The sequence below is a fragment of the Chromobacterium sp. ATCC 53434 genome (assembly GCF_002848345.1).
Taxonomy (GTDB): Bacteria; Pseudomonadota; Gammaproteobacteria; order Burkholderiales; family Chromobacteriaceae; genus Chromobacterium.
Window position 1 is genome coordinate 4529325 of the sequence record NZ_CP025429.1, and the last position, 13257, is coordinate 4542581.

Genomic DNA, 13257 nt, shown 5'->3' on the forward strand with positions numbered 1-13257 from the left:
ATCCTCCACCCTGTCGAATATGCATAAGGTATAGCCAAACGCCGCCATTCTACCGCTGGCGGAAACGCCAGCGCCTAGCCGCTGCCGGCCGGCTGTGGGACAATCGCGCACAGCCGGGCCTGCGCCCGGCTATGCTTTTTGAACCACCGCCCGGATTTCACGCACCATGTCTGCCAGCTCCCTGCGCGTGCTGTCGCTCATCCCGCCGATGACGCAGCTGAACACGCCCTACCCGTCCACCGCCTATCTGACCGGCTTCCTGCGCTCGCGCGGCGTGACAGCCTTCCAGGAGGACCTGGCGCTGGCGCTGGTGCTGCGGCTGTTCTCCAAAGCCGGCCTGGCCACGCTGCGCGAGCACGTGCACCGCATCCCGATGCGCCAGCGCAGCGACTGCATGATGCAGTTCGACATCTCCTACGAGCGCTACGCCGCGACGGTGGACGCGGTGATCGGCTTCCTGCAGGGCCGCGACGCCACGCTGTCCTACCGCATCGCCGGCCGCAACTACCTGCCGGAAGGTCCGCGCTTCGCCTCGCTGGACGTCTACGTCGACCCGGACGATCCGGACGGCGGCGACCCGCTGGCCTGGGCCTTCGGCGCGCTGGGCACCCAGGACCGCGCCCGCCACCTGGCCACGCTGTATCTGAACGACGTCGCCGACGTGCTGCGCGAGGCGGTGGACCCGCGCTTCGAATTCGTCCGCTACGCCGAATCGCTGGCCTTGTCGCAACCGAGCTTCGAGCCGCTGGCGCGCGCGTTGGCGGCGGCGCCGAACTGGGTCGACGACACGCTGGACGCGCTGACGCGCGAGGCGATGGACAGGCACCAGCCGCAGCTGGTGCTGATCTCGGTGCCATTTCCCGGCGCGGTGTACGCGGCCTTCCGCATCGCCCAGACCATCAAGCGCCACTGGCCCGAGGTCAAGACCTGTCTGGGCGGCGGCTACGCCAACACCGAGCTGCGCGAGCTGGCCGAGCCGCGGGTGTTCGACTACTTCGACTACGTGACGCTGGACGACGGCGAGCGGCCGCTGCTGGCCTTGATGGAGCACATCGAGGGCCGGCGCGGCGCGAGCCGGCTGGTGCGCACCTTCCTGCGCCAGGACGGCGCGGTGCGTTATGTGAACATGCAGGAGGCCGACGTGCCGTTCTCCGAAGTGGGCACCCCCACCTGGGACGGCCTGCCCATCGACCGCTATCTGTCGCTGCTCGACATGCTGAACCCGATGCACCGGCTGTGGAGCGACGGCCGCTGGAACAAGCTGACCATCGCCCACGGCTGCTACTGGAAGAAGTGCAGCTTCTGCGACGTAACGCTGGACTACATCTCGCGCTACGAGACGGCGTCGGCCGAGCTGTTGGTGGACCGCATCGAAGCCATCATCGCCGAGACCGGCCAGACCGGCTTCCACTTCGTCGACGAGGCCGCGCCGCCGAAAATGCTGAAGGCGCTGGCCGAGGAGCTGCTGCGGCGCAAGGTGTCGATCTCCTGGTGGGGCAATATCCGCTTCGAGAAGTCGTTCACGCCCGAACTGGCCCAGTTGTTGGCCGAATCCGGCTGCATCGCCATCTCCGGCGGCCTGGAGGTCGCGTCGGACCGGCTGTTGAAGCTGATGAAGAAGGGCGTGTCGGTGGAACAGGTGGCGCGCGTCACCCACGGCTTCGCCGAGGCCGGCATCCTGGTGCACGCCTATCTGATGTACGGCTTCCCGACCCAGACGGTGCAGGATACGGTGGACGCGCTGGAATACGTGCGTCAGCTGTTCGACAACGGCTGCATACAGTCCGGCTTCTTCCACCGCTTCGCCTGCACCGTGCACTCGCCGGTGGGCCAGAACCCGGAGGAGTACGGCGTCAAGCTGGTGCCGCTGCCGGCAGGCGATTTCGCCAAGAACGACATCGGCTTCATCGACCCGACCGGCACCGACCACGAACTGATGGGCAAGGGGCTGAACAAGGCGCTGTACAACTTCATGCACGGCATCGGCCTGGACGGCGACGTGCGCGGCTGGTTCGACGCCCGCGTGCCCAGGCCCAAGGTGCCGCAGCACTTCATCGAGCGCGCGCTGTACCAATGAGGCGGCGCTCCCCAAGCGCCGCCGGCCGTGCCAGAATGGCGGATTGAGATTCCGCCGCGAGCAATGCCATGGCCTTGAAATACCACGTGATCCCGGTCACCCCGTTCGCCCAGAACTGCAGCGTGCTGTGGTGCGACGCCAGCGGCAAGGCCGCCGTCGTCGACGCCGGCGGCGATATCGGACGCATCCAGGCCTGGATAAGCGGCCAGGGTCTGACGGTGGAGAAGCTACTGCTGACCCACGGCCACATCGACCACGCCGGCGGCGCCGCCGCGCTGGCCGACAAGCTGGGCGTCGAGATAGAAGGACCGCAGCGCGCGGAAAGCTTCTGGCTGGACCAGCTGCCCACCCAGGGCCAGATGTTCGGCTTCCCGCCCAGCCCGCCGCTGACGCCGCAGCGCTGGCTGGAGGAGGGCGACGCCGTCACCGTCGGCGACGAGACGCTGGACGTGATCCACTGCCCCGGCCACACGCCGGGCCACGTGGTGTTCCACAGCCCGGCTGCCAAGGTGCTGGTGGCCGGCGACGTGCTGTTCCAGGGCTCGATAGGCCGTACCGACTTCCCGATGGGCAACCACCAACAGCTGATAGACGCGATCCAGCAGAAGCTGTTCGTGCTGCCCGACGACACCGTGGTCATCCCCGGCCACGGCCCGTTCACCACCATAGGCGCGGAGAAGCGCGGCAATCCCTACGTCGCCGATCCGCGCTACCGCTGATGCCGCCCGAGTTCGCCCGCCGCGTGCTGGCGCTGTTGGCCGAAGTGCCGCCGGGCCGCGTCACCACCTACGGCGCGCTGGCCAAGATGGCCGGCTATCCGCGCCACTCGCGCCATGTCGGCAAGCTGCTGGGCAATCTGCCCGAGGGCGTCGCCGCGCCATGGTACCGGGTGCTGGGCGCCGGCGGCCGGCTGTCGCGTCCCGGCAGCCACCACGCCGACTGGCAGCGGCTGCAGTTGGAGGAGGAGGGGGTGGAATTCAATGCCAGCGGCAAAGTGGACCTGAGGATTTTCGGCTGGCCCGACCAGATGGTTTGACCTGAAACAAACCGGAAACCGGCGCGCGCTCAGATACTTATCTTCACGTAGAGAGATTTCCATGTGGCATTTGAGCAACAAAATGTAATTTATTTGTCATTTCGCTACAACAAAGCAAATAATCTTTGCAGAAAAGCGACAGAAGCATGACAAATTGTTTGCACAAGGCCATTTCTACGTCTAATCTGCGCGCGCTCGCCGACGCCTTGTCGGACGGTTACTACATGAAAATAGTCTGGTGAAACAATGAAAACTCGCAAGTCGCTGCTGGCCCTTTCCCTGTTGGCCGCCTCCGCTCTGGCTCACGCCGGCGGGGAATACTCTTTCGCAAACGTTAGCGCCAACTGGCTCGACTGGTCGGACCGCACCACCGAACAAAGCGGCAAGCGCGATTTCGGCTACCTGGAAGCGGAAGGTGGCATGGGCGCCAAGTGGGGCGAGGTGTACGGCTTCTTCGACTTGGAAAACCCGGGCAAGAGCAACAACGGTACCGGCACCAAGGACCGCCGTTACACCACCAAGGTAATTGGCCGCTACAATCTGGCCGAAGTCGGCGGTGTGCCGGTGCAACTGTACGCCCACATCTACGACACCCGCGGCAACGAGTTCTTCACCCAGAACCGCGTACTGGGCCTGGGCACCGACCTGAGCTTCGGCGCGCTGAACATCAAGCCCTTCTTCGGCGTGCACAACGAACTGGATTCGTTCGGCGTGGGCTCCGGCTACAACGGTTTCATGACCGGCTACGTGCTGCTGTACCCGTTCCAGGCTTTCGGCCAGAACCTGATGATCTCGCAATGGCATGAGACCGAATTCAATCGCCAGGACAAATTCACCGGCGCATACAAGAGCGGCGACCGCCCGCGCGTAGGCCAGAACGGCGCCGTCGCGCTGTGGTGGACCCCGACCAAGGCGATCACCACCGGCATCCAGTACCGCTACGCCGACCAGAAGCTGGGCAGCACCGCGTACCAGAACGCCGTGATCTACTCGATCAAGTACAACATCAAGTAATTGATGGACTGTCCGTCCGACAGGACGGATCGGCGGCTCTGCCGCCCTTGCACACCCCCGCTTACGCGGGGGTTTTGTTTTTCCGGCCTCAGCCGGCGCGGCTCTCCACCCGGTCGCGGCCGCCGGCCTTCGCGCGGTACAGCATCTCGTCGGCCTGCTGCACCAGGCTGATGGCGTCGTCGGCGGTCGCCAGCGAGCTGATGCCGACGCTGAAGGTCTGGCGGAAGGCGCGGCTCTCGGCGCGCTGCTCGATCTGGCCGAAGTCCCGCCGCAGGCTGTCCATCATCTGCCGCGCCTTATCCGGCGGCGTGCCCGCCAGCACGATGGCGAACTCCTCCCCGCCATAGCGGCCGACCAGATCGGTGCGGCGCAGCCTCTCTTTCAGGAAGCGGGCCAGATTGAGCAGCACCTGGTCGCCGGCCTGATGGCCGTAGGTGTCGTTGATGGCCTTGAAATAATCGAGATCCAGCATCGCCAGCGACAGCGGCTTGGCCTCGCGCTGCGCGCGCAGCACGGCGTTTTCCAGCTGACCATGCAGATGGGAGTGGTTGAGCAGCCCGGTCAGGCTGTCGTTGGCGATATACGAGCGCAGCTTGCGGTAGCGCCGCGCGCGGTTGATCACCGTCACCACCAGCTCCTCCGGCGCCACCGGCTTGGTCAGAAAGCCGTCTATGCCCAGCGTCAGCGCGTCCAGCTGCACCGCCTGCCGCTTCTCCACCGACAGAAAGACGATGGGAATGCCGTCCAGCAGCCGCTGCTGGCGTATCACCTTGGCCAGCTCGATGCCATTGCACTGCGGCATGTACATGTCCATCAGGATCAGGTCGGGGTTCAGCCGTTCGATCAGCTCCGGCACCTTCTCCGGGTGGGTCTCGCTACAGGCCTCGACGCCGTGCTCCGACAGCACCCGGGTGTACAGCCCGGCCAGCGAGGCCATGTCCTCGACGATCAGCACCCGGAGCGGATCGCGCCGCTCGCCGATATCGCCGAAGCTCAGCAGATCCACCAGCCGGTTGACCTGCAGCGGCCAGTCGAGAAAGCCGCAGGCGCCGAGACGCACCGCTTCCAGCCTGGCCGGGAAATCGCGCCGCGGCGAGGTCAGCACCAGCGGACAGCTGCTGCTGATCGCCGGCGCCAGCTGCACGATGGGATCGCCTCCGGCGAACTCGGTGAAGGCCACCACGGCCGCCGGCGTCGCCGCCTGCAAGGCGCGGGCCAGCTTGGCCGCCTGCGACAGCATCGTCGCCTCGAAGCCGAAGCAGGCCAGCTGCCGCTGCAAGGAGCCGGCGTCCAGGTCCGGCGGCAGCCACATATACAGCCTGGCGTTGCCGTCGGCCGACGCCGGCGACGCGTCCAGGCCGGCGACGCCGGTCTGCCTCTCCATCAGCCCCAGTTGGCTGACGATGCCCAGATGATGGCGCAGCAGGCCATAGCGTTGCTGTTCCGACGGCGGCGCCTGCGGCTGTTGCAGCCATTGCTGCAGCAGCCCCGCCAGCGTCCGGGCCTCGGCGGCGATGTCGCCGAGACCGACGCCCAGCACCAATTCCTCCAGCCGCAGCACCAGCGACAACAGGTGGGCGGCCAGAGGCTGCTCCCAGCGCGACACCAGCATATAGCCGATGCGGTCGATTTCCCGCGCCAGATGGACGCGCTGGCCCGGATGGATGGGCACGGTCTGTTTCATCGCGTGGCGTTTCCGTTTCGCGGCCGCCCTCCCCGCCGGGCGCTGCAAGTTTATGACGCCGACGGCCGGGGCTAACTGCTATAATCCGCCCTTAAATTCAACGGCCTGGCATGTTTTGATGAACGTTTTTTACGAAGAAAGCGGTAGTTTCAAGGTCGGCAGCATCGTCGCGCGCAGCGACGCCAGCCTGCAGGTGGACACCCAGCACGGCAAGCGCGCCAAGCTCAAGAGCGCCAACGTCCTTCTGGAGTTTAGCTCTCCGCTGGCCGATTTTCTGCCGGCGGTGGAGCGTCTGTCGGCTGACATCGATCTCGACTTCCTGTGGGAATGCTGCCCGGAGGACGAGTTCGCCTACCAGGAGCTGGCCGCCGATTATTTCGGCCACGAGCCGTCCGCCGCCGAGGCCGCCGCGCTGATCAACCGGCTGCACGGCGCGCCGATGTACTTCTACAAGAAGGGCAAGGGCCGCTACAAGAAGGCGCCGCAAGAGGCGCTGCAGGCCGCGCTGGCCGGCGTCGAGCGCAAGAAGCGCGAGCAGGAGCAGATAGACGGCTGGGTCGGCGAACTGAAGGCCGGCTCGCTGCCGGAAGCCATCCGCGGCCAGCTGATGCCCTTGCTGTGGCGTCCGGACAAGAACACGCTGGAATACAAGGCTTTCGACCAGGCCTCGCGCGAACTGAACCTACCGCCGCTGCGGCTGGCCGCCAAGGTCGGCGGCATCCCGTCGGTGCCGGACTACCTGATGGCCGGCTTCCTGATGGAGTACTTCCCCAAGGGCGCCGGCTTCGGCAAGTACGCGCCGCCGGCCGAGACGCCGGAGCTGCCGGTGGCCGCGGCGCGCGCCTTCTCCATCGACGACGCCAACACCACCGAAATCGACGACGCGCTGTCGGTCGAGGACCTGCCGAACGGCAACAAGCGCGTCGGCATCCACATCGCCGCGCCGACGCTGGGCGTGCCGGCCGACTCCGACATCGAGAAGATGGTGCTGTCGCGGCTGTCCACCGCCTACTTCCCCGGCGACAAGATCACCATGCTGCCGGACGACGTGGTGCAGGCGTTCACGCTGCAGCAGGGCCGCGACTGCCCGGCGTTCTCGCTGTACGCCGAGGTGACGCCGGCATTCGAGCCGGTGGCGTTCGAGAACCGCATCGAGCGGGTTCACATCGCCGCCAACCTGCGCCACGCCGAGCTGGAGCAGGTGTTCAACGAAGAAACGCTGGCCAACGATCCGGGCGTCGACTACCCGTTCAAGCGCGAGCTGGTGTGGCTGTGGCAGTTCGCCGAGGCGCTGGAGAAGCGGCGCGGCAAGCACGACCCGAGCCGTCCGGTGCAGCACGACTACAATATCGACGTCGTCGACGGCGTGGTGTCCATCGCCATCCGCAAGCGCGGCGCGCCGATGGACAAGCTGGTATCCGAGCTGATGATCCTGGCCAACAGCGAGTGGGGCCGGATGCTGGCCGAGGCCGACATCCCGGCGATGTACCGCGCGCAAAGCATGGGCAAGGTGCGGATGACCACCCGTCCGGAGCCGCACATCGGCCTGGGCGTCGCCCAGTACGCCTGGAGCACCTCGCCGCTGCGCCGCGCCAGCGACTTCATCAACCAGCGCCAGCTGGAGGCGATGATACGCGGCGAGAAGCCGCCGTTCGCCCAGGGCGACGCGATGCTGTTCGCCATCCTGCGCGACTTCGACGCCACCTACGGCGCCTATCTGTCCTTCCAGGACAAGATGGAGCACTACTGGTGCCTGAGCTATCTGCTGCAGCAGAACATCACCGAGCCGACCGCCACCGTGATCAAGGAGGATCTGGTGCGCATCGACGGCCTGCCGCTGAGGCTGCGCATCCCCGGCCTGCCGGAGCTGGCGCGCGGCGACCGCGTGCAGCTGTCGGTGGTCAAGGTGGACCTGCTGACGCAGGAGATCGAGCTGCGCTACACCGGCCGGCTCGACCATGTAGCACAAGAGGCCGACGACGGCGAGGGCTGAGCGTCCTCCGCTTCCAGGCAAGCCGCCGCGCCGCCAGGCCCGGCGGCTTTTTCACGCCCGCTCCCGGCCGCTTCGCGATGCGCGCTCGCCCGATATCACGGTCTGCTTCGGCTGTCCGATTGAAATGGAGATGACATTGGATTAACGTCGCGGGTGCAACGCCGCATGCCATTCACCGATTCCGACGATAACAAGATTGATCCGCGGCGCCCGCGCGCCGCGAGCACAGGAGGAAACATGCAGGATTTCACCCGTCACCCGAACACGCCCGAACGCATCGACGATCTGCCGGCCGCCTCTCTCGGCCAGATGCTGGCCCAAACCGTCGCCCGCTATCCCGACCACGCCGCCTGCCACAGCATGGGCCGCGATCTCGGCTACCGCGAACTGGACCGGCAAAGCGCCCGGCTGGCCGACTACCTGACCCGAGGCCTCGGTCTGCAGCCCGGCGAGCGGGTGGCGCTGATGCTGCCGAATCTGCTGCAATACCCGGTGGCGCTGTACGCGGTGCTGCGCGCCGGCCTGGTGCTGGTCAACGTCAATCCGCTGTACACCGCGCGCGAGCTGCACCACCAGCTGGCCGACTCCCAGGCCCGCGCCATCGTGGCGCTGGCCAACTTCGCCCACGTGGTGGAAGCGGCCGCCGCCGGCACCGATCTGCGGCATGTGATCGTCACCGAGGTCGGCGACCTGCTGCCGGCGCCGAAGCGCTGGCTGGTCAACGCCGCGGTGCGCTACCTGAAAAAAGGGGTGCCGCCGTACCGCCTGCCCGGCGCCGTCTCCTTCCGCCGCGCGCTGGCCGGCGGCGACGAGCGCCGCTGGCGCGACGCCAACACGCCGCCGGACGCGCTGGCCATTCTGCAGTACACCGGCGGCACCACCGGCCTGGCCAAGGGCGCGATGCTCAGCCACCGCAATCTGCTGGCCAATGTCGAGCAGGCGCGGCTGGTGCTGGGCGAGGCGCTGCCGGAGGGCAAGGCGGTGGTGGCCACGCCGCTGCCGCTGTACCACGTGTTCGCGCTGACCATCAATTGCCTGCTGGTGACGCGCCTCGGCGGCTGCAGCCTGTTGATCGCCAATCCGCGCGATCTGGACGGCCTGGTGGCCGAACTGGCGCGCCATCCGGTCAACGCCTTCACCGGCGTCAACACGCTGTTCAACGCGCTGACGCATCACCCCGGCTTCGCCAAGCTGGACTTTGGCCGCTGGCGGGTGGCGATAGGCGGCGGCGCCGCGGTGCAGGCCTCGGTGGCCGAGGCCTGGCAGCGCGTCACCGGCCTGCCGCTGCTGGAGGGCTACGGCATGACCGAGGCCTCGCCGCTGGTGACGGTCAACTCGCTGGCCCTCGGCCGCTACACCGGCACCGTCGGCCTGCCGGTGCCCGGCACCGAGGTGCAACTGCGCGACGACGCCGGCCGGCCGGTGGCCGACGGCGAGCCCGGCGAGGTCTGCGTGCGCGGGCCGCAGATCATGTCCGGCTACTGGCAGCGGCCCGAGGAAAGCGCCCAGGTGTTCCACGCCGACGGCTTCTTCGCCACCGGCGACATCGGCGTGCGCACCGAGGACGGCATGCTGAAGCTGGTGGACCGCAAGAAGGACATGGTGCTGGTATCCGGCTTCAACGTATACCCGAACGAGGTGGAAGAGGTCGTGGCCCAGCATCCCGGCGTGCGCGAGGCCGCCTGCGTCGGCGTGCCGGACGAGCGCACCGGCGAGGCGGTCAAGATCGTGGTGGTGCGCAAGGATCCGGCGCTGACGGCCGACGCGTTGCTGCGCCACTGCCGCGACCGCCTGACGGCCTACAAGGTGCCGCGCCACGTCGAATTCCGCGACGAGCTGCCCAAGTCCAACGTCGGCAAGATCCTGCGCCGCGAGCTGCGCAGCGGCGAGCCGGCCTAGGACTGGCCGGCCCAGGACTAAAACATGTCGTCGGTCAGCGTGCTGGCGCGCTGCAGCTCGTCCACCGCGTCCTTCACCGTGTCGCGGCCCAGGCGCAGCCGCTCCAGCACCCGGACCGGCAGGCTGGCCAGCATCTCGTCCGCCGTCATGCCGTTGCCGAAGCCGGCGACGACGAAGGTGGCCAGCCCGATCAGCAGCGCGTAGGACGAGGCGTCCTCGTTCAGCAGGTCGTGCTGGTTGAGGATGGCTTCCTGGATGTCGTCCGGGAAATTCCAGCGCCGCGCCAGTTCGGCGCCGAGCTCGGTCAGGTCCATGCCCAGCAGCATGCGCTCGGTGCTGATGCGCTCGGCGCCGCCGGCGACGATGCGGTCTATCTGCTGCGCCTGCTCCGGCACCGCGACGTAGAGCACCAGCTCGCCGATATTGGCCAACAGGCCGCAGGTATAGCCCAGCTGCGCGTCCTGGCCCGACAGCTTGGCCAGCAGCTTGGCGGTGTTGGCCATCTCGAAGCAGCGCTGCCAGAACGCCTTCATGTCGAAGCCGCTGATGCCCAGCGTCGCGCCGGTGACGCCGGAGGCGATCACCAGCACCCTGAGGTTGTCGAAGCCCAGCAGCACCACCGCGTCGTCCAGCGATCCGACCTTGCGGCTGCCGCCGAAGCGCGCGCTGTTGGCCAGCCGCAGCACCCGCGCCGTCAACACCTGATCGTGCCCCACCTTGTCGGTGATTTCGTCGATGTTCACGTCCGAGCGGTGGAAGCTCGCCACCAGTTCCTGCACCACCTTGGGCACCATCGGCAACTTGCCGGACGCCTTGTCGAAGATTTCCGCCACTTGCATCTGCCTGTCCCCCCATGGACGGTTGCGCAGGTTTGAGCTTAGGCAATGACGGCGGGAATGCGAAGTGGGAAAACAGCCGGGTCCGATCAGGCCATCCGGCGTTTTTCTTCGCTTTCCTTTTGCGCGGCCGCGCCGCAGCAACTATTTTTCAGGCATGCGCACCGCGCCGGGCCGACCGGGCCGGCGTTCCGCCGTTTCCGGGAGAAACCCCATGTTGTCGCAACTATCCGTCAAGCAAAAACTGCTGGCCGGCTACGGCCTGCTGATCCTGATCCTCGCCGCCATCGTCGTCACCGCCATCCTGAAATTGGGCACCATCGAGGCCAAGGAGCAGGAGATCACCGAGAACCGCTATCCGAAGGCCGAGTTGTGCAACAAGATCGTGCTGGTCACCTTCGACGTCGCGCGCAAGGTGCGCGACGCCATCATGGCCAGCAATCCGCAGGAGATCGAAGCCATCATCGGCAAGATCGACGCGCTGCGCGCGCAGAACACCGCCTATCTGAAGGAGCTGGACAAGGGCCTGGTGTCGCCGAAGGGCCGCGCGATCTTCGAACAGGCGATGCAGGCGCGCGACGTGCTGTTCGCCCAGTACGCGCCGCTGTACGCGCTGGTCCGCGCCAACAAGGACGCCGAATCGCAGACTTTCCTGAAGCAGCGCTTCGTGCCGGCCAACGAGGCCTTCATGACCAAGCTGCAGGAATTGTCGGCCTACCAGCACGAGCGGGTGCAGCAGGCGGTGGACGACAACAAGACCGCCTATACGCAGGCGATCACCATCATGCTGACGGCCGCCGCCATCGCGCTGGCGCTGTCGGTGGCGGTGGCGCTGTTCATCGCCAACCTGGTGACCACGCCGCTGAGAAAATCGGTCGCGCTGGTCCGCAACATCCAGCAGGGCGACCTGTCCGGCGCCGACGAGCCGCTGCCGGTATCGCGCGACGAGGCGGTAGAAATCGCCCGCAACATCCAGCACATGCGCCAGGGCCTGCGCGAAGTGGTCTCCAGCATCAAGGACAACGCCAACCAGGTGTCCGACTCCGCCCATGAGCTGGCCAGCATGGCACAGCAGGTGGCCACCGGCGCGCAGCGCCAGTCCGAGGCCACCGCCGAGGCCGCCGCCACCATCGAAGAGCTGACGGTCAGCATCAACCACGTCGCCGACAACTCGGACCAGGCCTCGCGCCAGGCGCGCGACGCCGGCGAGCTGGCCGGCCGCGGCGGCCACGCGGTGCAGGCCTCGGTCGGCAAGATACAGTCGGTCAGCAGCGCGGTGGCCGCCACCTCGGAGGAAATGCGCAGCCTGACCGGCGAGGTGCAGCGCATCGGCAATATCGTCACGGTGATCCGCGACGTCGCCGACCAGACCAATCTGTTGGCGCTGAACGCGGCGATCGAAGCCGCCCGCGCCGGCGAAATGGGCCGCGGCTTCGCCGTGGTCGCCGACGAGGTGAGGAAGCTGGCCGAACGCACCACCAGCTCGGCGCAGGAGATCACCCAGATGATAGGCGCGATCCAGCAGGGCGTGGAAAAGGTGGTCGGCAGCATGGAGCAGAGCCTGGCCAGCGTCGACGCCGTTTCCGGCAGCGCGCGCGACGCCAGCGAATCGATGGAGGAGATCGAGGGCAGCACCCGCTCCATCGTCGGCACCATAGGCAATATCACCAGCGCGCTGGGCGAACAGCGCACCGCCAGCCTGACCCTGGCGCAAAGCATGGAACAGGTGTCGCAGATGGCGGAATCCAACAGCGCCACGGTGGAGGAGCTGGCCACCACCTCCAGCCAGCTGAACGCGCTGTCGCACAATTTGCAGGGCGTCACCGCGCGCTTCAAGCTGTAGCGTCCGCCATCCTGGCCCGGCGGCCATGGCGGCCTGTCATCCGGCCATGGCAGGATGGCGGTTTCATCGCAATGGAACCGCCATCATGAAAACCCCGCTTCCGCTCGCCGGCGCGCTGTTGGCCGCGCTGGCGCTGGCCCATCCCGCCGCCGCCAAGACCCTGCGCTTCTCCGGCTATGACTGGGAAGTCAGAAACCAGGGCAGCAGCGGCCCCGGCCCCAATGTCTGGGACGAGAACAATGTCTGGCTGGACGCCCAGGGCCGGCTGCACCTGAAGATAGCCCGTCGCGGCGGCCAGTGGACCGCCGCCGAGCTCTACCTGCCGCAACGGCTGGGTTTCGGCCGCTACCAGTTCAAGCTGGTCGGCCGGCCGGACCGCTTCGACCCGAACGTGGTGCTGGGCCTGTTCAACTATCCGACGCCCGACGTCGGCCCGGACGGCAGCAACGAGATCGACATCGAGTTCTCGCGCTGGGGCAGTCCGGCCAATCCCATGGGCAATTACACCGTCTACCCGGCCCTGCCTGGCCCGGCGCCGACCTCCTACAGCTTCGATTTCGCGCTGAACGGCGACAACAGCACCCACCGCTTCGACTGGAGCGCCGCCGCGGTTGAATACCAGTCGCTGCACGGTTTCCAGGACGGCGACCGCTATCCGATCGCCCACTGGCGCTTCGCGCCGGCCGACGCGGCGCAGCGCGTGCCGCAGCAGGCGCTGCCGGTTCATCTGAACCTGTGGCTGTTCCAGGGCAAACCGCCGACGGACGGCAAGGAGGTGGAAGTGGTGATCCAGGAATTCGCCTTCACGCCGTCGCCGCGACGCTAGCGCCGCCTCTCTCTCCGTTTCACAGCCGCTCCGGCGCCGCGTCCCTGAC

10 protein-coding genes are annotated in these 13257 nt (G+C 67.2%); 8 read left to right on the top strand and 2 right to left on the bottom strand.

Features of this window, described 5'->3' with window-relative positions:
- The first annotated feature begins 166 nt into the window (after window positions 1–166).
- The 4 genes from CXB49_RS20145 (at window position 167) to CXB49_RS20160 (ending at window position 4127) form a co-directional block, all read left to right on the top strand.
- A complete protein-coding gene (locus CXB49_RS20145) occupies window positions 167–2077 on the top strand; it encodes a radical SAM protein (protein ID WP_101710017.1) in 1911 nt (636 codons plus the stop codon).
- A 68-nt stretch (window positions 2078–2145) separates the two neighbouring features.
- Window positions 2146–2796 (top strand): MBL fold metallo-hydrolase, encoded by a 651-nt coding sequence (locus CXB49_RS20150; RefSeq protein ID WP_101710018.1) that lies wholly within the window; start codon window positions 2146–2148, stop codon window positions 2794–2796.
- A complete protein-coding gene (locus CXB49_RS20155) occupies window positions 2796–3113 on the top strand; it encodes an MGMT family protein (protein WP_101710019.1) in 318 nt (105 codons plus the stop codon). The genes CXB49_RS20150 and CXB49_RS20155 overlap by 1 nt, the downstream gene beginning before the upstream one ends.
- Window positions 3114–3359: 246 nt before the next feature.
- Window positions 3360–4127, top strand: coding sequence for an outer membrane protein OmpK (locus CXB49_RS20160; RefSeq protein WP_101710020.1), 768 nt, complete (start codon window positions 3360–3362; stop codon window positions 4125–4127).
- An 88-nt stretch (window positions 4128–4215) separates the two neighbouring features.
- Here CXB49_RS20160 and CXB49_RS20165 read toward each other — a convergent pair whose 3' ends face one another.
- Window positions 4216–5811 (bottom strand): diguanylate cyclase, encoded by a 1596-nt coding sequence (locus CXB49_RS20165; RefSeq protein ID WP_233492868.1) that lies wholly within the window; start codon window positions 5809–5811, stop codon window positions 4216–4218.
- Between the two features lie 118 nt (window positions 5812–5929).
- Between CXB49_RS20165 and CXB49_RS20170 the strand changes: the two genes are divergently transcribed.
- Entirely contained in the window at window positions 5930–7804 is a 1875-nt protein-coding gene (locus CXB49_RS20170; protein ID WP_101710021.1) for a ribonuclease catalytic domain-containing protein, read from the top strand.
- 237 nt (window positions 7805–8041) lie between these two features.
- Entirely contained in the window at window positions 8042–9703 is a 1662-nt protein-coding gene (locus tag CXB49_RS20175; RefSeq protein ID WP_101710022.1) for an AMP-binding protein, read from the top strand.
- Between the two features lie 17 nt (window positions 9704–9720).
- Here CXB49_RS20175 and CXB49_RS20180 read toward each other — a convergent pair whose 3' ends face one another.
- Entirely contained in the window at window positions 9721–10542 is an 822-nt protein-coding gene (locus tag CXB49_RS20180) for an HDOD domain-containing protein (protein WP_101710023.1), read from the bottom strand.
- A gap of 211 nt (window positions 10543–10753) precedes the next feature.
- On the opposite strand from CXB49_RS20180, the gene CXB49_RS20185 reads away from it, so the two are divergent.
- Window positions 10754–12382 carry a methyl-accepting chemotaxis protein gene (locus tag CXB49_RS20185; protein WP_101710024.1) on the top strand — a complete coding sequence of 543 codons (1629 nt, stop codon included), beginning with the start codon at window positions 10754–10756 and terminating at the stop codon, window positions 12380–12382.
- A gap of 85 nt (window positions 12383–12467) precedes the next feature.
- A complete protein-coding gene (locus tag CXB49_RS20190) occupies window positions 12468–13208 on the top strand; it encodes a glycoside hydrolase family 16 protein (protein ID WP_101710025.1) in 741 nt (246 codons plus the stop codon).
- Window positions 13209–13257: the final 49 nt, after the last annotated feature.